The organism is Arthrobacter sp. ok909 (genome assembly GCF_900104405.1).
GTDB lineage: Bacteria > Actinomycetota > Actinomycetes > Actinomycetales > Micrococcaceae > Arthrobacter > Arthrobacter humicola.
This window is the reverse complement of the sequence record NZ_FNJS01000004.1, coordinates 14,792-35,307: the sequence shown is the minus strand read 5'-3', so window position 1 is coordinate 35,307 and position 20,516 is coordinate 14,792. Positions and strand designations below refer to the sequence as shown.

Sequence of the window (20,516 nt, the reverse complement as noted above, 5' to 3'; positions counted from 1 at the left end):
TACAATTCCGGCCGCCTCGTTGAGGTGCCGGGCCCCGAAGCCCTTCCTGCCCTGGCGGGCGCGTCCGGGGCGCCGCACACAAAAATCCCCGGCCTCCTGTTGCCAGGAAACCGGGGATTTTCCACTCTTCACGAGAAAGAGTGGGCCCTGTGGGGATCGAACCCACGACCCACGGATTAAAAGTCCGATGCTCTACCAACTGAGCTAAAGGCCCCAACCAAAAGCGTCCGAGTCAGCGGACAAATCCGTAGCTGCGGCGCATTTCAGTCCAGTCCATTTCTGGACGATTAATACTGTACCCCAGACCCGGGCCGGCTTTTCACCTTGGCGGGACCGGCGTCGGCCGGCACCGGGGGGACCGCCGGCCGAGCCTCGATTACCCGGCGGCACTGGAGTAGCGTGGTGGCATGAGCGAGCAAGCAGGATCCAGCGCCCCCGGCCCGCGGCACCACAAGCCGAAACCTTTCGCGCCGATCGATTTTGAACCGTTCGCCGGCGGGGCCGATCCCGCCCGCGTTTCGGAGGCGGCCCATCTGGCCGCCCAGGCGCTCGTGCGCCGCGGCCGCGACAGCGATGACCCCAAAGTCACCAAGCGGCTCGTGAAGCTCGCCGACGAACAAGGCCTGGAAGCGATCGCCGAAATGTGGGCCGAGAGTCCCGCACGCTCACTCCCCGGCGCCCTGTGGCGCCTGTATGCCCTGCGGGCCGCCACCATCCAGGATCCCGAACGGATTTCCGTGTACTTCAAGGCGGGAAAGGACACGGCCCAGGTGTCCCATGTCGTGGCCGGCGCTGCCGAGCCGCCGGGAGCGGACGAGATGAAATCCATGGCGGACGCCATCCTCTCCGGAGCTTTCGACGGCGACTTTGACGTCGCGCTGGAACGCTCCGCCGCGTTCTGCCGCGTTGTGGCTCTGGGCCAGGCTACCCTGGCCGACGGCGCCGAGCACAGCAACGAGAACCATGCCAGCAAGCTCACCCGCAACTCCCATCTCCTGGTCAAGACGGCGGAGGACCTCGAACACGCCGCCAACGCGTGGCGGCTCGGCGAGCTGGACTAGAGGGCGGCCAGCCGGGCCTGCCTGGCTGCTGTGCGCCCGCGGACCGAGTTCCGGCGCCGCGACGGGCACGCATGGCGGGGGCAGGCTGTCAATGTTGACTTGATTGATCCTACGTAGAAAACTAAAAGCGGTGCCGAACCGCGAAACCCCCGGGCTTCAACATTTAGCCGCCTAGAGCGGCCTACCGCCGAGAGGCGTATCCGGTTCGGCACCATTTTTATGCCCTGTTGACTGCGGCATTGCCTACGGTTCTTTCTGCGCATTTGTGTAGGGCCCTGGATGAGGCATTGCCTGCGCGGTAACAGACCGCGTCCCGCCGCTGGGGGCCGGACGCGGACGGTAAAGTGATGCCTATGCGCTGGTCATCGTCAAGTCACACGGCCCGGCGACTCCACCCGCGAACCTCTTCCCGGAAGACCGGTGACACCAAGTGAAGCTGCGCATGTTCCCGCAGGAGACCGCCGGGCTGAACCTGCTCTCCCAAATGGCGCGCCAGATCGTGCTGGCAACCGGAACCCTCTCGGAGATCCTGGGGGTCCCGGCAAGTGAGCATGCCCGGCTCGTGGAGGACATGCACAACCATGAGGCCAAATCGGTGGAGCTGCACTTTGCCCTCCTGACCCACATGCGGACCAGTTTCGTGAACCCGCTTCCCCGCGAGGACATGTACGCGCTGTCCCGGTATCTCAACGAGGCCATCGAGAAGCTCGACGCCGCCGCCGAACTCGTCTCCCTCTACAAGTTGGAACGGCTGCCCAAACGCGCCGCGGACCAGCTGGAAATCATCAGCCGGCAGGCCGAACTCACCGTCGAGGCCATGCGGCAGCTAAACAATCTGGATGACCTTGAGGACTACTGGATCGAGATCCTGCGCCTGGCCAAACGTGCTGAACGCACGCACCGGGTCTGGGTTGCGGACATGCTCCGCGAGATGAAGTCAACGCAGTACGCGCGCAACCGCGACATCGCGAACCAACTCGTGGAAGTCACGAGGGACATGCGCCGGATCGCCACCCAAGTAGGCAGCATCATCGTCAAGGAATCCTGACGTGATGGTCTTCTTCTTTGCCCTGGTGCTGATCTGCGCCGGGGTGTTCGCGTTCCTCAACGGCTTCAGGGACGCGTCCTCGTCGGTGGCCCTGGCCGTGCGGACACGGGCGCTGACCCCCACCGTGGCGGTCCTGCTGGCCGCCCTGTTCAACTTCATCGGCGCCGGACTGAGCGCGGCCCTGGCGCTGGCCGCCAGCCAGGCGTGGTTGTCTCTGCCGTCCGGCACGAACGGCCTCACAATCCTCCTGGCCGCGCTGCTCAGCGCCATCCTGTGGGGCCTCTACATGTGGTGGCGCGGGATTCCGACTTCCTCCACGCACGCCCTGGTCGGCGGGCTTGCCGGGGCAGGGGTCGCAAGCGTCGCCGTCGGCGGTCATCCCGTCACCGGTGTTGACGCTTCCCTCGTGTACCAGGTGGCGCTCCCTCTGCTGCTCTCACCTGTGATCGCTTATATCGGAGCGTACCTGCTGGTCTGGCCCGCCACATGGGCCGCCCGCTACACGCCGCCCAACGTGGTCAACTCCCGGTCGCGGCGGGCCCAGGCTATCGCTGCGGGCGCCGTTGCCTTCGGCCACGGGCTGCAGGACGGCCAGCGCACCAGCGCTGTGGTGATCCTCGCGCTGATAGCGGCCGGGCTGTCCGACGGCGGTTCCGTGCCGGTGTGGGTGGCCGTGCTGACCGCCGTCCTGCTGTCGGCCGGAACGCTGGCCGGGGGCTGGCGGATTTCCTACACGATCGGCTACCGGCTGACCCGGATCGACCCCCTGCGCGGATTTGTCTCGCAGATGTACAGCTCGGTAATGCTGCTGGTGGGCGCGATCGGGTTGCATTGGCCCGTCTCCACAACGCATACCGTGACGTCGGCAGCCCTTGGCGCCGGCGCCAACCAGAGCTTCCCGGGCACCAACCGCAAGCTGGTGATCCGCATCCTGGCGCTCTGGGCCCTGACCCCGCTTGCCACCGCCGCCGCCGCGTTCGTCCTTCAGCTGGCGCTCTCGCCGCTGGCCGGACTGTAGGACTCCTCGATTGCTCCGCAGGTGCCCTTTTGAGCGCTCAAAACGGCACCTGCGGAGCAACCGACGAGCAGGTGGGTCTATCCGAAGCGGCCGGAGACGTAGTCCTCGGTGGCCTTCTCGGTGGGGTTGCTGAAGATAGTCGGGGTGTCGCCGAACTCGATCAGCTTGCCCGGCTTGCCGGTACCGGCAATGTTAAAGAAAGCCGTCTTGTCGGATACGCGGGCCGCCTGCTGCATGTTGTGCGTCACGATCACCACCGTGTACTGGTCCTTGAGCTCGTTGATGAGGTCCTCAATGGCGAGCGTCGAGATCGGGTCCAGGGCCGAGCAGGGCTCGTCCATGAGAATCACCTGTGGCTCCACGGCGATGGCGCGGGCAATGCACAGGCGCTGCTGCTGTCCGCCGGACAGGCCCGAGCCGGGCTTGGACAGGCGGTCCTTGACCTCGTTCCACAGATTCGCGCCCTGCAGGGAGCGCTCCACCAGAACGTCGGCCTCGCCCTTGGAGATCTTCTTGTTGTTCAGCTTCACGCCGGCCAGCACGTTGTCCCGGATGGACATGGTGGGGAACGGGTTGGGGCGCTGGAACACCATGCCGATCTGGGAGCGGACCGTGACCGGGTCAACGCCGGGGCCGTACAGGTTGTCGCCGTCCAGCAGGACCTCACCTTCAACCCGCGCACCGGGAATGACCTCGTGCATGCGGTTCAGGGTGCGCAGGAAGGTGGACTTGCCGCAGCCCGAGGGGCCGATGAAGGCCGTGACCGATTTGGCGTCGATGTTGATGTTGACGTCTTCGACGGCCAGGAATTTGCCGTAGTAGACGTTCAGGTCCTTGACGTCGATGCGCTTAGACATGGTGTTCCTTCACTTGCTGGAGGTATTGACGGCGGGCGCGCTGGCCTAGCGGCCGGTCTTGGGGGCGAAAAGGCTTGCAACCAGGCGGGCGCCCAGATTGAGCAGCATCACCAGGATGATGAGCACCAAGGCCGCGCCCCAGGCCCTCTGGGAGGACGGGTCCGGGTTGGACGGTGAGGTGGGGTTCAGGATCTGGGTGTAGATGAAGGTTGGCAGCGACGCCATCCAGCCGCTGAACACGTTGGTGTTGATGGTGGTGGCGAAGCCGGCGGTGACCAGGATCGGTGCGGTTTCGCCGATCACGCGGGCGATCGCGAGGGTGATGCCGGATGCGATGCCGGAGATCGCCGTCGGAAGGACCACCTTGAGGATGGTCCGCCATTTGCGGACACCAAGGGCATAGGCGGCCTCGCGGAGCTCGTTGGGGACAATCTTCAGCATTTCCTCGCTGGAGCGGACCACAACGGGGATCATCAGCACGGAAAGTGCGACGGCGGCGACGGCACCGGTCTTGGTGCCCGGGCCGACTATGGCGAAGAAGGCGGCCGCGGCGAACAGGCCGGCGACAATCGAGGGGATGCCCGTCATGACGTCCACGAAGAAGGTGATGGCGCGGGCCAGCGCGCGGTCCTGGCCGTATTCCACGAGGTAAATCGCGGTCAGCAGGCCCACCGGGACCGAGATGAGGGTCGCGAGCACCGTGATCAGCAGGGTGCCCACGATCGCGTGGTAGATGCCGCCCAGCAACGGGGCACCTTCCTCGACGGTCTTGTTGTCGAAGGCGCCGGTGACGCCGTTCATGGAGGTGGTGAGGAAGCCGGGATCCAGGAGCCCGGGGAGCCCGTTCACCAGCACGGTCCAGATCACCGATACCAGGGGCAGCAGGGCAATCAGGAAGGAACCCACGACGAGGCAGGTCGCCAGCTTGTCCTTGGCCTTGCGCGAGCCTTCCACGACGAGGCTCCAGCCCACCAGGCCGGCGGCGAAGAGGATGGCGGAGACGAGTCCCCAGCCGAAGGCGTTGAATCCGATCAGCGCCAGGATAGCGGCGCCGAGGATTAAGGCAACGGCCAGGACGATATACGGTGCGGTCTTGGGCAGCTGGCCTTTGGTGAGGGCCGAGCGCTTCCGGACCGGGGTCAGGGTGGAGGTCATTTAGTTGGCTCCCGAGAATTCTTTGTGCCGGCTAATGATGCCGCGGGCGATCACATTCACGCCGAGGGTGATGACGAACAGCACCAGGCCGGCGGCGATCAGCGTGTTGACCTTGAGCCCGCTGGCCTCGGGGAAGTTCAGGGCGATTTCGGCGGCGATGGTCTGGTTTCCGGTCTGGATCAGGCTGGCGGTGAGCGCGCCGGAGGAAAGGACCAGCGCGACGGCCATGGTCTCTCCAAGGGCCCGGCCCAGTCCCAGCATCACGGCGCTGATGATTCCGGGCCGACCGAAGGGCAGCACGGTCATCCGGATCATCTCCCAGCGGGTGGCGCCGAGTGCCAGCGCGGCCTCTTCATGCAGCTTGGGGGTCTGCAGGAAGATCTCGCGGGTCAGGGAGGTGATGATCGGCAGGACCATGACGGCGAGGACGATTCCAGCGGTGAGGATGGTTTTGCCGGTGGCCGAGGCAGGGCCTTGAAAGATCGGCAGCCAGCCCATGTTCTTGGCCAGCCAGTCGTAGGACGGGGAGATTTCCTTGGCGAGGAACGCAACGCCCCAGGCGCCATAAACCACCGACGGGATAGCGGCTAGCAGGTCGACCACGTAGCCGAGGCCGGAGGCGAGATTGCGCGGGGCGAAGTGCGAAATGAAGAGCGCCACACCGATGGCGAGCGGCGTGGCAATCACCAGGGCGATCACGGCGGCGATGAGGGTGCCGATGACGAGCGGCCAGATATAGGTGAAGAATCCTTCGCCGCCTTGGATCTGGTCGGCCGGGGCCACGAGGGCCGGGATCGCCTGGACGACCAGGAACAGTGCCACGCCGAAGAGCACGGCGAGGATCAGACACCCTGCCGCCAAGGTGGCGGCGGAAAAGACTTTGTCACCGGTGTGGCCTGCGCCCCGGGACTTGGTCAGGGAGGTGGTGGTCACTTCATGGTCCTTCGGTTTGGGTGGGAATCCCGGGTACGGCTGCGGACGCCTCCGCGGCCGGGGTCCGGCAAATCTTGGTTCTTCGAACAAATGCGTCGGTTCCCTGCCCCGTCGCGGCCGCCGGTGGCGGCCGTTTCGGAACAGGGAACCTTCGTCAGGCTGGTGTTTCCACTATGCCTTTGAGCGCAACGTTTCCCTAGGCCTTGCCCTTGACTGCCTCGAGGGCCGTCTTGACCTTGCTCTGGAGGGCCGCGGAGAGCGGCGCCGACTTGGCGGAATCGGCGGCGGCCTTCTGGCCGGCGTCGGACGCTGCGTAGTTCACAAAGGCCTTGACGAGGTCGGCGGTGGCCTTCGTGTCATAGGTGGTGCAGACGATGTGGTAGGACACCAGGACGATCGGGTAGGCGCCGGCAACCGTGGTGGTGCGGTCCAGCTTGATGGCGAGGTCGTTGGCGTTGCGGCCCTCGACCGGCTTGCCCTGGTCGACTGCCTTGGCGGCAGCCTCGGCGGAGATCTTCGTGAAGGAGTCGCCGACCTTGACCTGCGCGGTGCCGAGCTTGCCGCTGACTGCGGAGTCGTCGGCGTAGGTCACGGCGCCCGGGGTGTCGGTGACGGTCTTGACGACGCCGGACGTGCCCTTGGCGTTCTCGCCCTTCAGGCTCGCGGGCCACACGCCGGCGGCCTTGTCGGTCCAGACCTCGGGGGCGACGGCGGCCAGGTAGTCGGTGAAGTTCGTGGTGGTGCCGGAGTCATCCGAGCGGTTCACCGGGGTGACCTTGAGGTCCGGCAGCTGGACGCCCGGGTTCAGGGCAGCGATGGCGGCGTCGTTCCAGTTGGTGATCTGGCCGCGGAAGATCTTGGCAATGGTGGTGGCGTCGAGCTTCAGGTCCGTAATGCCCGGCACGTTGAACGCCACGGCAATCGGGGAAATGTAGACGGGGATGTCGAGGGCTCCGTCGGGGCCGCACTTGGTCTTGGAGCTGGCGAGCTCGTCGTCCTTGAGGTAAGCATCGGAGCCGGCGAACTGGGCCGAGCCGTCGAGGATCGCCTTGCGCCCGGCGCCGGAACCGTCCGGGGAGTACTGCACGGTGGCACCCGGGTTCGCGGAGGCGAAGTTGGTCTTCCAGACATCCATGGCCGCGCCCTGGGCGGTGGAGCCGACGCCGGTCAGGGTGCCGGTGACAGCGGGACCCGAGGCGGACGGCGCGGCGGACGTAGCCGCGTTGGTTGCGTTGTCCGAACCGCAAGCGGTCAGCGCGAGCGCGCCAACGGCGATAACAGCGATAGCCGCGTTGCGGCCGAAGCGGAGTGCCTTCACTTAGATGTACCCCTTCCAGGGCTTTGCGTGCCGGGCCGGAGAAGGCCCGCAAGGATGCGTACGGTTTGTACCTTTACCGAAGGTAGGTCGCCCAGATGAAGAGAATTGCGGTCCAAGGTGAACGGCTGGTTAACGACGCCGGACTATTGGTTTACATCTGCCGGGTCACCATTGTGTTCTGTGCGTCACAGTCGTATCGGTGAAGCCCTGAAAAGAACCCTTGGGACAGACCCGCGTGCCGCACTGCCCGGTGCGCCTGTGCGTTGAGCCGCCCGGCCCGCAACAGGGCTGTGCCGTGCCGTGAACGGCCGGCCCGGGGGCAGCAAATAGACTGGAGGGCATGGCCTCCGCGACTGGACTCTCCGCAAGCGCACGATTCCTGCGCGGCCGGGTCCGCACGGGCTTTGTCCGGAGCCGGAACTCCCTCGTGCCGGCCATCCAGATGACCGCGTGCGCCGTGGGCGCCTACGCGTTCGCCGAATACGTCCTGGGGCATAGCGGGCCGCTGTTCGCGGCCACCTCATCCCTGATTGCCCTCGGCTTCTCCCGCGACCCCAGGCTTCGCCGCGTCATCGAGGTGGGCCTGGGCTGCACCCTCGGGATCGTGGTCGGGGACTTGCTGCTGCACTGGCTGGGCTCCGGGATCTGGCAGGCCGCCGTCGTTCTCCTGTTTTCCATCCTGCTGGCCCGGTTCCTGGACAGCGGGACCATCTTCACCACTCAGCTGGGTCTGCAGTCAGTGCTCGTGGTGCTTCTGCCCGCGCCGGCCGGGGGCCCGTTCACCCGGAGCATCGATGCCGTGGTGGGCGGGGTGTTCGCGCTGCTCGTGACCATCCTCGTGCCCAAGGACCCCCGGCGTGAACCCCGCAATGATGTCAAGAAACTCCTGCACGAGCTCGCCGAGGTGCTGCGGGAATGCGCCTCGGCGCTGAGCTACAGCGACTCCACCCAGGCCTGGCATGCGCTCATCCGCGGGCGGAACTGCCAGCCCCTCATCGACGCCATGCGGCAGTCCCTGCGCGCTTCCGGCGAGGTGGCCACCCTGGCGCCCGCCTACCGGCGGCACCGGGACGAGCTGGACCAGATGGATCAGTCGCTGGACTATATAGATCTCGCGCTGCGCAACAGCCGGGTCTTTGCCCGCCGGCTGACCAGCGCCATCAACCATGCGGCGCTCTCGGACGAGGCCACCCAGAACATCGCTGAAGTCCTGCAGGAGACGGCCGCTGCCGTCGACGAACTGTCGCTGGGCCTGGCCGAGGTGCACGACGGCACCCGCCGCGCCCACCTGCGCACGGCCCGGTCCGAGCTGCGGGAGATCGCCGGGCGCCTACATCCCCGGATCCTGGACGTTCACCGGCTGGAGGGCGAAACGGTGGTCATGCTGTTCCGTCCGCTCATGGTGGACCTGCTCGAGGCGGCCGGCGTGGATTCGGCGGAAGCCCGGGACATCCTTCCCCCGCTCTAAGTACGGCCCCTCACCCCGGCCGCGCCGTTCGTTGTCGCTGCCCCCGGATAGTGTGGACCAATGGCTACAAAGACTTCCCGGGGGCCGAAGGCACCGGGCTACAAATGCGCCGAATGCGGCTGGACGACAGTCAAATGGGTGGGCCGCTGCGGCGAGTGCCAGGCGTGGGGCAGCGTCGAGGAGACCGGCACCGCCGTCGCCCGGACGACGGCGGCCGCTACGGTCCTTGAACCGGCCCGCCGGATCGCGGACGTCGACGCCACCACGGCGGCCTTCCTGCCCACCGGCGTGGACGAACTTGACCGCGTGCTCGGCGGCGGGCTGGTGCCCGGCGCCGTGATCCTGCTGGCGGGCGAACCCGGGGTGGGCAAGTCCACCCTCCTGCTGGACGTTGCCGCGAAGTTCGCCCGCACCGCGCAGGACGTCCTCTACATCACCGGCGAGGAATCCGCCGCCCAGGTCAAGCTCCGCGCGGACCGGATCGACGCCGTCGCCGAATCCTTGTATTTGTCGGCCGAAACGGACCTCGGGCAGGCCCTGGGGCAGGTGGAAAAGCTCGAACCGCGGCTGCTCGTGGTGGATTCGGTGCAGACCCTGAGCAGCGCCGACGTCGAGGGAAGCGCCGGCGGGGTGTCCCAGGTGCGCGAGGTTGCGGCCTCCCTGATCGCCGCGGCCAAGCGCCGCAACATGACCACGTTGCTGGTAGGCCACGTGACCAAGGACGGCTCCATTGCCGGGCCCCGGCTGCTGGAACACCTCGTGGATGTGGTCTGCCAGTTCGAGGGCGAACGGCACTCGCGGCTGCGCCTGCTGCGCGCCGTCAAGAACCGCTACGGACCTACCGACGACGTCGGCTGCTTCGACTTGAACGAGGATGGCATCGAGGGCCTCGCCGATCCCAGCGGCCTGTTCGTCTCGCGGACGAAGGACCCGGTGTCCGGAACCTGTATCACGGTGACGCTCGAGGGCCGCCGGCCGCTGCTCGCCGAAGTCCAGGCGCTGCTCGCCGAGAGCGCCAGCTCGCAGCCCCGCCGCGCCACGAGCGGCCTGGACAGCTCGCGCGTCGCGATGCTGCTCGCCGTCCTGCAGCAGCGCGCGGGCTGCCTGCTGAACAAGGATGACTCGTATGTGGCAACGGTCGGCGGAGTCAAGCTCAGCGAGCCCGCCACGGACCTCGCCGTGGCCCTGGCCGTGGCTTCGGCGAAGGCCAAGAAGCCCCTCCCCCAGCGCCTGATCGCCTTCGGCGAGGTGGGCCTGGCAGGCGAAGTCCGTCCTGTCCCCGGCATCAACCAACGCATCCAGGAAGCACACCGGCTCGGCTTCACCCATGCTGTGGTGCCGTCCAGCCCCAACGGGCACGGCCCGGTGCCCGCGGGATTCACGGTCCGGGAGGTCGGCCACCTGGCCGAGGCACTGGGGCTGCTGATTAGCTGAAGCCGCGGCAGCCCTGGAACGTGCCGCCTACAACGAGAGCCTCCGGCGACAGGCACAAGGACGACTTAGGGCCCTAGCACTGGAGCCCCGGCGGACGCACGATTGGATTGTGGCCAGGGGACGGTTGCACGGGATGCGGCCGGCCCGGCCGGCGCGACCGCGGCGAAGGGACGCGTCATGATGTGGGGTTACGGGTACCAGATCGGCTGGATGTGGCTCTGGGGCGTGTTGCTGCTCGCCGGGATTGCGGTGCTGGTCACCCTGGCTATCCGGCTCCTGACAGGCGGAGTTCGCCATAACGGCGGGGGCGTGGCGCCGGCCCCGGGCCCGCATGGTCCCGGGCAGTATCCGCCGCCGGGGCAGGGCGCCCCTCCCGGTTCCTTTCCTCCTCCCCCCAACGGGCCTGCTTCCCCGCTCCCCGGACGATCCCAGGCCCGCCTCATCCTTGACGAACGCTTTGCCCGGGGCGAGCTCACCGCCGAGGAGTACCGCGAGAGCCTGAAGGTGCTGGGTGAGGAGTCCTAGTGCAGCCGCTCAGCCGCCGCAGCGCCCTGCTCCTGGGCGGCCTTGGCGTGGCCGGAACCGCGGCCGGCGCAGCGGGGCTCGCCTGGACGCTGACGTCCCTCAGCGCGCCGGTTACCGGCGCTGCCCTGACGCACCCGGCCGAACTTCTCAGCGCTGGCGGCAGCCTCGCGCTGGAGCTGGAAGCCGCCAGGGGTCCCGTACAGATTGCCGGCCGCCAGGCCACGGCCCTTGGCTACAACGGGACCAGCCCCGGCCCCACGCTGCGCCTGCGTGCAGGTGACGTGCTCAGCATCCGGCTGACCAACCGCCTGGCTGAACCCACCAACCTTCACGTGCACGGGCTCCATGTGTCCCCGCGGGGGGCTGGGGACAACGTGTTTGTCGCGGTGGACCCCGGCGGCAGCTTTGATTATGAATACCGGCTGCCGGCCGACCACCCGCCCGGCGTCTACTGGTACCACCCCCACCACCACGGCATGGTCGCGGAGCAGATCTTCGGCGGCCTTTTCGGCGCGATCGTCGTCGAGGACGCCGCCCCCCTTCCGGTGTCCATGGACCGCGTCCTGGTGGTGTCCGACACGGACCTGGACGCCGCCGGAGACGTCCGGGACGTTCCGCCATCAGAACGCATGGCCGGCCGCGAAGGCGGGCTGGTGCTCGTCAATGGCCAAAGCAACCCTCTGCTCAGCGCCCTTCCCGGGCAACGGGAGCGGTGGCGGCTAGTCAACGCCTGCGCTGCCCGCTACCTGCGGCTGCAGCTGGACGGACAGAGCATGCAGCTGCTCGGCATGGACTCCGGACGCTTCCAGTCGCCGGCAGCCGTGGAGGAGGTGCTCCTGGCGCCGGGAAACCGGGCCGACCTTCTGGTGACGACGATGGCCGGCGAGTCGGTTCTCCGATCCGCTTACTATGACCGCGGCAGCATGCCCGGCATGATGGGCCGCGGTCCCGCCGGACGGGGCCAGGCGGACCCTTCCCAAGGCGTCTCCCTGGCGACGCTCCAGGTGTCGGGCGATTCCGCCCCCGGCCCCTCCGGGGTGCCGCCCCAGCCGGCCCCCGCGGATCTGCGCCAAGGCTCCGTCGCCGCGCACCGGCAATTCCTGCTGGCGGCCGGCATGGGCGGAGGGAGCATGGGCGGAGGCGGCACCGGGATGATGGCTTTCACCATCAACGACCGGGAATTCGACGAGGCCAGGACCGACACCACCGTAGCGGCCGGCACCGTGGAGGAGTGGACCGTGGTCAACACCAGTCCCATGGACCACCCGTTCCACCTGCACGTCTGGCCGATGCAGCTCATCTCGGTCAATGGCGCAGCCCCCGTCTCCCTGGTCTGGCAGGACGTGGTCAATGTGCCCGCGAACGGACGCGTGACCGTCCGGATTGCCTTCAAAGACTTCACCGGACGATCCGCCTATCACTGCCACATCCTGGACCACGAGGACCTCGGGATGATGGGCGTCATCGAGGTCCGCTGAATCACTCGACCTCTTGCGCGAAATACCCCCCAGGGGTATGTTGGGGCGTATTCACCAATGACCGAGCAACCTTCAGGAGCACGCACCATGGAACACCGGCACTCCGGCCCCGGCGTTGACAAGAGTGTCGACCAACACACCCGCAGCCGCAGCCCGCACGGGGCGCCGCACGGTGACCACGGGGCGCTTGGGGCCGCCCCCGCCAAGGCGGGCACCGCCGGGGACACCCACATGGTGCACAGCCAGGGACAGCATGCCGGGCACAGCGTCGCGATGTTCAGGGACAGGTTCTGGCTGAGCCTGGCCCTGGCCGTTCCGGTGATCTTCTTCAGCCCCATGTTCGCGGATCTCCTCGGCTACGAGCCCCCCGACTTTCCCGGCTCGGCCTGGATTCCCCCGGTGTTCGGCACGGCGATCTTCATTTACGGCGGCCGACCCTTCCTCACGGGCGGCCTCAGTGAGCTGAGGACGCGCAAGCCGGGGATGATGCTGCTCATCGCGATGGCCATCAGCGTTGCCTTCATCGCCTCCTGGGTGACGAGCCTGGGCCTGGGCGGTTTCGACCTCGACTTCTGGTGGGAGCTGGCGCTGCTGGTCCCCATCATGCTGCTAGGCCACTGGATCGAGATGCGCGCCCTCGGCTCGGCCCAAGGCGCACTGGATGCCCTGGCGGCTCTGCTGCCCGACGAAGCGGAACGCGTCACCGGCACCGGGACCGGCGCCGGGACGGAGACTGTCAGCGTCTCCGAGCTCCGCGCCGGAGACACCATCCTGGTCCGCCCCGGCGGCCGGATGCCGGCCGACGGCACGGTCAGCGACGGCCAGGCCGAATTCGACGAATCCATGATCACCGGCGAATCGAAAACTGTCCTGCGAACACCGGGTGATCCCGTGGTGGCAGGCACGATCGCCACAGACAACTCCGTGCGGGTCCGGGTGTCAGCCATCGGCGAGGACACCGCCCTCGCCGGGATCCGGCGTTTGGTGGCCGAGGCGCAGGCATCGTCCTCCCGGGCCCAGGCCCTCGCCGACAGGGCAGCCGCGTTTCTCTTCTACTTCGCCGCCGGAATCGGCCTCCTCACCTTCGTCTTCTGGACCCTGATGGGAAGCGTCACCGACGCCGTCACCCGCACCGTGACCGTCCTCGTGATCGCCTGCCCCCACGCCCTGGGCCTTGCCATTCCGCTCGTCATCGCCATCTCCACCGAGCGGGCAGCCCGGGCGGGCGTCCTGATCAAGAACCGGATGTCGCTGGAGCGCATGCGGACGGTCGACGTCGTGCTGTTCGACAAGACCGGAACCCTGACCAGGGGCGAACCGGAGCTCAAGGGCGTCGTGACCGCCGCAGGCGCCGGCACGGCAACCGGCCAGGACGCAGTCCTGGCCCTCGCGGCCGCCGTGGAAGCCGACAGTGAACATCCCGTGGCCCGTTCCATCGTCGCCGCCGCCCGGGAACGGGGGCTGGAGGTTCCGACGGCGGACGGGTTCACCTCGCTGACCGGCCGCGGAGTCCGTGCCACGGTCGGCGGCCGCACCGTTTACGTGGGCGGCCCGGCCCTGCTCCGGGAGCTGGGCCTGCAGGAGCCCCCGGCTTTGGCCGCCGCCACCGGGCCCTGGCTGGAGCGCGGCGCCGCCGTGCTCCACGTGGTGGACGGCGGCACCGTGCTGGGCGCTGTCAGCCTCGAGGATGCCGTGCGGCCCGAGTCCCGCCAGGCCGTCCGGGCCCTCCAGGCCCGCGGCATCAAGGTGGCCATGATCACCGGCGACGCCCGGCAGGTCGCTCAGGCCGTCGCCGCTGAACTCGCCATCGACGAAGTGTTTGCCGAGGTCCTGCCCGCGGACAAGGACAAGAAGGTGGCCGAACTGCAGGGCCGGGGGCTGAGAGTGGCCATGGTGGGCGACGGCGTCAACGACTCCCCCGCGCTGGCACGGGCGGAGGTGGGGATTGCGATCGGCGGCGGCACGGATGTGGCCGTGGAATCCGCCGGTGTGGTCCTGGCCGGCAACGACCCCCGGGCCGTGCTGTCGATGCTCGATCTGTCCAAGGCGAGTTACCGGAAGATGTGGCAAAACCTCGTGTGGGCCACCGGGTACAACATCATCTCAGTGCCGCTGGCGGCCGGGGTCCTGGCCTTCGCGGGGATCGTCCTCTCCCCCGCCGCGGGCGCCGTGATGATGTCGGCGTCGACGATTGTGGTGGCCCTGAACGCGCAATTGCTGCGCAGGCTCAAGCTCAATCCGGCTGCGGCCGGCTGAGCGGAAGAAGCCAGGCATGCCGGAGACCAACCCCCGCGGTTCATCATTCGGGCGATCCTTTGCCCGCATGGGCCCGCGGATGGACGCCCGTGGGGCGGCGGAGCACCGTCGGCGCCTCGTGGAAGCGGCCTACGGCGTGGTCATCGAAATCGGGGCGGGCTACGGGGCCACCTTCCCGTTCTACCCTTCCGCGGTAACGGGCGTGCTGGCCCTCGAACCTGATCCCACGCTCCGGGGGCTGGCCCGCGCTGCTGCCAGCAAGGCGCCGGTGCCCGTCACCGTGCAGGACGGCGTGGCGGAAGCGCTGCCGGCGGCGGATGCCTCGGTGGACGTGGCCGTCTCCAGTTTGGTGCTGTGCAGCGTGGCGGACCAGGCGGCCGCCCTGGCGGAAGTGACCAGGGTCCTGCGGCCCGGCGGCGTGCTGCTGTTCTATGAACATGTCCGTTCGGCGCACCGGGTGCTGGGGGCCGCCGAAGACCTGCTCACACCGTTGTGGAGCCGCGCGGCAGGCGGATGCCACCCGAACCGGGACACCGCGGCCGTGATCGCCGGGGCCGGCCTCACCGTGGAGGGACTGGAGCGCTTCGGCTTTTCGGCCCTCCCCGGCAACCCGCGGCTGGCCCACGTCCTTGGGGTGGCGAGCAAAGCCTGAGACCGCCGGCGGCGTGAGGTTCCGTCCAACCTCCGGCCAAAACGTTCCCGGCCCAACGTTCCCCTCAACGTTTCCGGCCCAAAGTTCCCGGGACGGCACGCAAACGGGCGCGCCACGCGAAAGGGACGCCCGCCACTATGGCGGACGTCCCTTTCGTCAATGTTCTCCGGGCGGACCCGGCCTTGGTGCCTAGGCCTTCTTGGGAGGCAGGGCCAGCTTGAAGATCTTGGCCCACGTGGAGCCGACCTGCTTCAGGAGAGGGCCCGTGGTGTACGGCAGTCCGTAACGCCGGCAGATCTCCTGCACCTTGGGAGCCACTTCCCCGTAGCGGTTGGACGGCAGATCCGGGAACAGGTGGTGCTCGATCTGGTGCGAGAGGTTGCCGGTCATGAGGTGCATGAACTTGGAACCGGAGATGTTGGCCGAGCCGATCATCTGCCGCACGTACCAGTCACCGCGGGTCTCGCCCTCGACCATTTCCTCGGTAAAGGTGTCAGTACCTTCGGGGAAGTGGCCGCAGAAGATCACCGCGTGCGCCCACACGTTGCGGACAGCATTGGCTGTCAGGGTGCCGTAGAGGGCCTGCTTGCCGGAACCGGTGAGCATGGCGACGGCGGGCGTGGCGGCGTAGTCCTTGGTGAACTGCTTGAGGGCCTTGCGGCCGAGGGCTTTCAGGTCCCGAACGAGGGCTTCCTTGGATTTCTTGCCCTCCTTGAAGTCCTGGAGTTCGAGGTCGTAGATCGCGATGCCCCACTCGAAGACGGGGGCCAGGAGCGCGTTGTAGACCGGATTGCCCAGGTTGAACGGCGTCCACTTCTGCTGGGGATCCATGCGCAGCAGGTTGTATCCGACGTCGTTGTCCTTGCCGATCACGTTCGTCCAACGGTGGTGGAGATCGTTGTGAGTGTGCTGCCAGGAGCGCGCGGGGGTGACAAAGTCCCACTCCCACGTCGTGGAGTGGATGTCCGGGTCCCGCATCCAGTCCCACTGGCCGTGCAGGATGTTGTGCCCGAGTTCCATGTTTTCCAGGATCTTGGCGAGGCTCAGCAGGGAGGTGCCGGCGACCCAGGCGGTCTTGTTCTTGCTGACCAGCAGTGCGGCGCGGCCGGAAATCTCCAGGCCTCGCTGGATCTTGATCATGCGGCGGATGTAGGCGGCGTCGGAGGATCCGCGTTTGGCGAGGATGTCGTCCTTGATGGCGTCAAGTTCGCGGCCCAGCTCCGCTACCTGCTCGTCAGAGAGGTGCGCGGCTGCCGGCGGACGCACCAGCGGACTGCCGGACTCGGCAAGGGCGCCTGGCCGCTTCTTCGCGGCCGCGCGCACCTTTGCTGCTGCGTCTACGGCTGAACCGCTGGCTGAACCGCCTGCGGCGGGGGTGTCGGCGTCGGATAGATCAGGCTTGTTGGAAACAATCGTCATACGGTGATTCTCCTCAGAGGTCGAGGTTAACGGGGCCGGCGGCTGCCGACACGCACGTCTGGATTAGTTGGCCCGGTTCGCCGTGCACTTCGCCTGTGCGAAGGTCGCGGACGTGGCCGGCCCGCAGCGGGATGAGGCAGCTGTGGCAGATGCCCATGCGGCAGCCGCTGGGCATCAGGACTCCGGCGTCCTCGCCGACATCAAGCAGCGGGGTGTCGCCGTCGGCCTCGACCTCGCGGTCGGAGGCCTCGAAGGTGACCAGGCCGCCGTCGTGCCCGGCACCGGCGGCGAGGCTGGTGGTGAAGCGTTCGATGGTCAGGGTGCCCGGCCGGACTGCCGCGGCCGGCGCGGCGTCCCCGGCTTCGGCCTCCCAGAGCGCCTCGGTGTCGTTGAGGAAGTCCTCCGGACCGCACGCGTAGGCGGCGCGCTGGCGCCAGTCCGGGCACAACCGGTCCAGGTCGGCAGCGGAGGTGAAGTCCAGCCGTCCGCGGTCCCCGGTGAACCAGTGCGTGACGCGGAAGTTGGGGAACTGGTCTGCGAGCTCGGCGAGTTCCTCACGGAAGATGGCATCCGCGGCGGTGCGGGCCGTGTGGATGAGGACGACGTCGGAGTCGGGACGGTGCGGCACGAGGGTGCGGATCATCGACATCACGGGGGTGATGCCGCTGCCCGCGGTGAGCATGAGCAGCGGGCGCGGGTGTTCCGGCAGGACAAAGTCGCCCTGCGGAGGCGCCAGGAACAGGATGTCGCCGGGCTTGGTGCCGCGGACAAGAGCGCCGGAAACGGCTCCCATGTCGGTAACCGTGATGGCCGGATCCTGCCCCGCGGGGGCGCTGAGCGAATAGGACCGCCAGTGGCGGACGCCGTCGAGCTCGACGCCGATACGGGCCCACTGGCCGGCGAGGTGCGCTTGCCAGCCGCGGCCGGGGTGGAAGAAAATGGTGGCGGAATCGGCCGTTTCTGGAACCACCCGGGTGACTACGCCACGCAATTGGCGTGCGGAGAACACGGGGTTGAACAGCGACAGAATGTCTTCTGGAGCTAGGGGGGTGGTCAGTAGAGATGCGGCGCGCGCCAGCTTACGGAGCCGGATCATTCATTAAGCATATGTCAGTTTGCGCCATACTTCTTCACCCAAGGCATACGATCGACTGTAGAAAACTATCCCGCCGCAACAACTCGTTGGATTGTCTATGAATGCCTCCCCTGCCCGGGAGCCCGCCGGCTCCGCCCCCGCCTACGATCCGCCGTGGCTGGCGCTGCCCCGGGAGGTCAGCGACATGCTGCGGCCCAGGATGCCCGGCATCGTCGAGGCCATCATCGAGGCCGTCCCGCAGCTTGTTCCGGCGTATGCCAGGCCGATTGAGGGGCGCTTCGGCCGCGGCCTGAGGAGGGGCGTGGCCGCGGCGCTGGACCGGTTCCTGCAGCTGCCCGGGACCCGGCTGCCGGCGCTGTCCCAGGAAAGCCGGGATCTGGTGGCCGGGCTGGGCAGCGGGGAATTCCGGCAGGGGCGGAGCATGGACGCCCTGCTGAGCGCCTACCGCATGGGTGCCCGCGTGACCTTCCGGGAAATGTCCCGGGTCTCGGTAGAACACCATCTGGGCCAGGGCGTCGTGGTGGACCTGGGGGAATCGATCCTCGCTTACATCGACGAGCTCTCGGCCGTGAGCGCCGAGGCCTACGCTTTCGAACAGTCCGAACGCGCCGGAGCGGTGGACCGTCGGCGCACCGAACTGCTGGACCTGCTTCTGCTCGGCCAGGCCGACGAGGCGGCCCTGCGCCAGACGGCGGCGATGGCGGACTGGTCCCTGCCCCAGCGCATGGCGGTGGTCACCCTTCCGCTGGACCGGGCAGCCGGGCTGCGGCTGCGGCTCGGTCCCGGAGCCCTGGTGATTGAACGCGAGACCGACGTCGTGGCCCTGGTGCCGGCGCGGAAGTCGCAGTCCGCCCGGGAGGAACTGGACCGCGCCCTGAAGGGGCGCGGAGCCTCCGTGGGGCCGTCCGGCGGCTGGGAAAGGGTCCCGGATTCACTGCGGCTGGCCGTGCTGGCGGCCGCGGCGCTGCCTCCGCGCGAAGGGCCCGAGGACCCACCGATCTGGGCCGACGAGCACCTGGCGCAGGTGGTTCTCGGAGCGGAGCCCTCGGCGATTACCGAGCTGGCCAACCGCCGTCTGGCACCGCTGGAAGGACTCCGGCCTGCGCAGCGGGAGCGGCTTGCCGAAACCCTGCTCTCCTGGCTGCGCCACTGGGGCCAGCGGGCCCCCGTGGCCGCCGAACTCGGGATCCATCCGCAGACCGTCGGTTACCGGGCGGCGCAGCTGCGCGAGCTCTTTGGCGACGCCCTCGAGGACCCGACGGCGCGCTTCGAGCTTGAGCTGGCCCTGCACGCCGGCCGGCGGTAGGCCGCTTACCCGGCGAGTTATCCGGCGAGGGCCTGCCGGCTGTGGAGCCGCAGTTCCAGGTCATGCATCACGAGCGCCGCCAGGTCCTCCAGCGCGGACGTGTCCTCATCGCTGAACTCGCGGGGCTCACGGTCCAGGATGCAGAAGGTGCCCAGGTTGTAGCCGTCCGGAGTACGCAGCGGCACCCCGGCGTAGAACTGCAGGCCGAAATCGCCCGCCACGAGCGGATTGGACAGCGTCCGCGGATCCCTGGTGGCGTCCTGGACAATCCAGGCATCGCCCTGCAGGACGGCGGAGGCGCACAATCCGGGGTCGCGGCCGATTTCGCTGACGTCCGTGCCGTGGTGGGCCTTGAACCAGATGCGGTCGTGGTCCACCACGCTGACAATCGCCACGGGCACCGAGAACATGCGTGCGGCGAGGGCCGCGATGCGGTTGAAGGCGCCGTCCGCCGGGGTGTCCAGGATCCGGTACCGCTCGACCGCCTGCATGCGCCCGACTTCATCGGTCAGCAGAGGAGCCGCGTCCCGGCGATGGCGCCCGGCACCGTTGATGACTTCCTGCCGCAGGGCCAGGGACACTTCCCGGGCCGGCGGGCGGCCCGCCGGATCCCTGTCCAGCATGGAGGTCAGCAGGGCCACCCACATGGGCGCGAGCCCTTCGGGGATGTCCGGGTCGTTGAGTAGGCGGGCCAGTGCGGACTGGACCGGCGCGCCGGGGTAGGCCATCTTCCCGGTCAGGCCTTCCAGCAGGACCAGCCCCAGCGAATAGACGTCGCTGGCGGGGCCGGCCGGTTCCCCGGCGGCCTGTTCGGGGCTCAGGTAGGCGGGGGTGCCCGAGCTGTCGTCCGGGTCTCCGTGGTGGCCTTCGCGGATGGTGATCGCCACTCCGAAGTCGCTGAGTTTGGCGCGCGGGCGCCGGTCCTCCACGCTGTAGTCCACAAGGAGGATGTTGGCCGGTTTGACGTCCCGGTGGATGATGCCGTGGTGGTGGATGTGTGCCAGTCCGTCGGCGAGATCGTGTCCGATCAGCGCCATGTGGGCTGCGGACAGCGGCCCCTCGGCCGAGCGGCGGCGGAGGTCGGGGCCGCGGACGAGTTCCATCGCGAGGTAGCTGAGCCTGCGGTCGGGGTTGCTCAGATCCGTCCCGGCATCGAAGAGCGTCACGAGGGCATGGTGGGCCATCCCGGCGAGGATCCGCACTTCGTCGTTTTGCCGGCGGATGCGTTCCTCGTCCACTGCGCTTTCATACACGGCGCCGTCGCGGAAGAGTTTGACCGCCACTTCGCGACCCAGGACCTCGTCCGTGGCACGGTACACGCTCGATTGGCTGCCCCGTCCAATGAGTTCTTCAATCCGGTAACGCCCGCTAAGCAGGAAACCGAGGTCCATGGTTATTGTCAAAAGTTTTACGTGGTCCCTCTAATGGGGCCCGCCGGTGAATATCGGGCGGATCAGTCCAAAGCCGGAAACTCGCCCGGCGCCCGCCTTAT

At 68.0% G+C, this 20,516-nt stretch carries 17 protein-coding genes and 1 tRNA gene; 10 read left to right on the top strand and 8 right to left on the bottom strand.

The features are described 5' to 3' along the window. Nucleotides 1-141: 141 nt before the first annotated feature. Nucleotides 142-214 (bottom strand) — tRNA-Lys (locus BLR03_RS04720). Nucleotides 215-407: 193 nt separating this feature from the next. Here BLR03_RS04720 and BLR03_RS04715 point away from each other — a divergent pair. From BLR03_RS04715 to BLR03_RS04705, 3 genes are all read left to right on the top strand, one after another. Further along, nucleotides 408-1,061, top strand: coding sequence for a hypothetical protein (locus tag BLR03_RS04715; RefSeq protein WP_091250121.1), 654 nt, complete (start codon nt 408-410; stop codon nt 1,059-1,061). A 430-nt stretch (nt 1,062-1,491) separates the two neighbouring features. Beyond that, the gene (locus BLR03_RS04710; protein WP_091250118.1) at nt 1,492-2,109 is read left to right on the top strand and encodes a DUF47 domain-containing protein; all 618 of its coding nucleotides are present in this window, start codon (nt 1,492-1,494) and stop codon (nt 2,107-2,109) included. 4 nt (nt 2,110-2,113) lie between these two features. Further along, complete coding sequence (locus BLR03_RS04705; protein ID WP_091250586.1) at nt 2,114-3,127, top strand: inorganic phosphate transporter; 1,014 nt, start codon at nt 2,114-2,116, stop codon at nt 3,125-3,127. Nucleotides 3,128-3,204: 77 nt separating this feature from the next. Here the strand turns inward: BLR03_RS04705 and pstB are convergent, their stop codons facing one another. From pstB to pstS, 4 genes are all read right to left on the bottom strand, one after another. Beyond that, the gene (gene pstB / locus BLR03_RS04700) at nt 3,205-3,984 is read right to left on the bottom strand and encodes a phosphate ABC transporter ATP-binding protein PstB (protein ID WP_091250115.1); all 780 of its coding nucleotides are present in this window, start codon (nt 3,982-3,984) and stop codon (nt 3,205-3,207) included. Between the two features lie 45 nt (nt 3,985-4,029). Next, a complete protein-coding gene (gene pstA / locus BLR03_RS04695) occupies nt 4,030-5,139 on the bottom strand; it encodes a phosphate ABC transporter permease PstA (protein WP_091250113.1) in 1,110 nt (369 codons plus the stop codon). Then, complete coding sequence (pstC, locus tag BLR03_RS04690; protein WP_091250109.1) at nt 5,140-6,072, bottom strand: phosphate ABC transporter permease subunit PstC; 933 nt, start codon at nt 6,070-6,072, stop codon at nt 5,140-5,142. Between the two features lie 196 nt (nt 6,073-6,268). Next, nucleotides 6,269-7,390, bottom strand: a complete 1,122-nt coding sequence (pstS, locus tag BLR03_RS04685; RefSeq protein ID WP_091250107.1) for a phosphate ABC transporter substrate-binding protein PstS — start codon at nt 7,388-7,390, stop codon at nt 6,269-6,271. 340 nt (nt 7,391-7,730) lie between these two features. Here pstS and BLR03_RS04680 point away from each other — a divergent pair, with 340 nt between their 5' ends. The 6 genes from BLR03_RS04680 to BLR03_RS04655 all read left to right on the top strand — a co-directional run bounded on the left by BLR03_RS04680 (nt 7,731) and on the right by BLR03_RS04655 (nt 15,203). Then, the gene (locus BLR03_RS04680) at nt 7,731-8,858 is read left to right on the top strand and encodes an FUSC family protein (protein ID WP_091250104.1); all 1,128 of its coding nucleotides are present in this window, start codon (nt 7,731-7,733) and stop codon (nt 8,856-8,858) included. A 60-nt stretch (nt 8,859-8,918) separates the two neighbouring features. Further along, entirely contained in the window at nt 8,919-10,292 is a 1,374-nt protein-coding gene (radA, locus tag BLR03_RS04675; protein ID WP_091250102.1) for a DNA repair protein RadA, read from the top strand. Between the two features lie 177 nt (nt 10,293-10,469). Then, nucleotides 10,470-10,817 (top strand): SHOCT domain-containing protein, encoded by a 348-nt coding sequence (locus tag BLR03_RS04670; RefSeq protein ID WP_091250099.1) that lies wholly within the window; start codon nt 10,470-10,472, stop codon nt 10,815-10,817. Then, nucleotides 10,817-12,295 carry a multicopper oxidase family protein gene (locus tag BLR03_RS04665; protein WP_091250095.1) on the top strand — a complete coding sequence of 493 codons (1,479 nt, stop codon included), beginning with the start codon at nt 10,817-10,819 and terminating at the stop codon, nt 12,293-12,295. Before BLR03_RS04670 ends, BLR03_RS04665 begins: the two co-directional genes overlap by 1 nt. Before the next feature lie 87 nt (nt 12,296-12,382). Beyond that, nucleotides 12,383-14,551: a heavy metal translocating P-type ATPase gene (locus BLR03_RS04660; RefSeq protein WP_091250093.1), complete on the top strand. Its 2,169-nt coding sequence runs from the start codon at nt 12,383-12,385 to the stop codon at nt 14,549-14,551. A gap of 16 nt (nt 14,552-14,567) precedes the next feature. Continuing rightward, entirely contained in the window at nt 14,568-15,203 is a 636-nt protein-coding gene (locus BLR03_RS04655; protein ID WP_091250091.1) for a class I SAM-dependent methyltransferase, read from the top strand. Between the two features lie 189 nt (nt 15,204-15,392). Here the strand turns inward: BLR03_RS04655 and BLR03_RS04650 are convergent, their stop codons facing one another. Continuing rightward, nucleotides 15,393-16,622 carry a fatty acid desaturase family protein gene (locus BLR03_RS04650; protein WP_254788160.1) on the bottom strand — a complete coding sequence of 410 codons (1,230 nt, stop codon included), beginning with the start codon at nt 16,620-16,622 and terminating at the stop codon, nt 15,393-15,395. Between the two features lie 13 nt (nt 16,623-16,635). Further along, the gene (locus tag BLR03_RS04645; RefSeq protein WP_091250089.1) at nt 16,636-17,718 is read right to left on the bottom strand and encodes a ferredoxin reductase; all 1,083 of its coding nucleotides are present in this window, start codon (nt 17,716-17,718) and stop codon (nt 16,636-16,638) included. Nucleotides 17,719-17,815: 97 nt separating this feature from the next. Between BLR03_RS04645 and BLR03_RS04640 the strand changes: the two genes are divergently transcribed. Continuing rightward, entirely contained in the window at nt 17,816-19,024 is a 1,209-nt protein-coding gene (locus BLR03_RS04640; RefSeq protein ID WP_091250086.1) for a PucR family transcriptional regulator, read from the top strand. A gap of 17 nt (nt 19,025-19,041) precedes the next feature. On the opposite strand, the gene BLR03_RS04635 is transcribed toward BLR03_RS04640, so the two are convergent. After that, a complete protein-coding gene (locus BLR03_RS04635) occupies nt 19,042-20,415 on the bottom strand; it encodes a protein kinase domain-containing protein (protein ID WP_091250084.1) in 1,374 nt (457 codons plus the stop codon). Between the last annotated feature and the right edge of the window lie 101 nt (nt 20,416-20,516).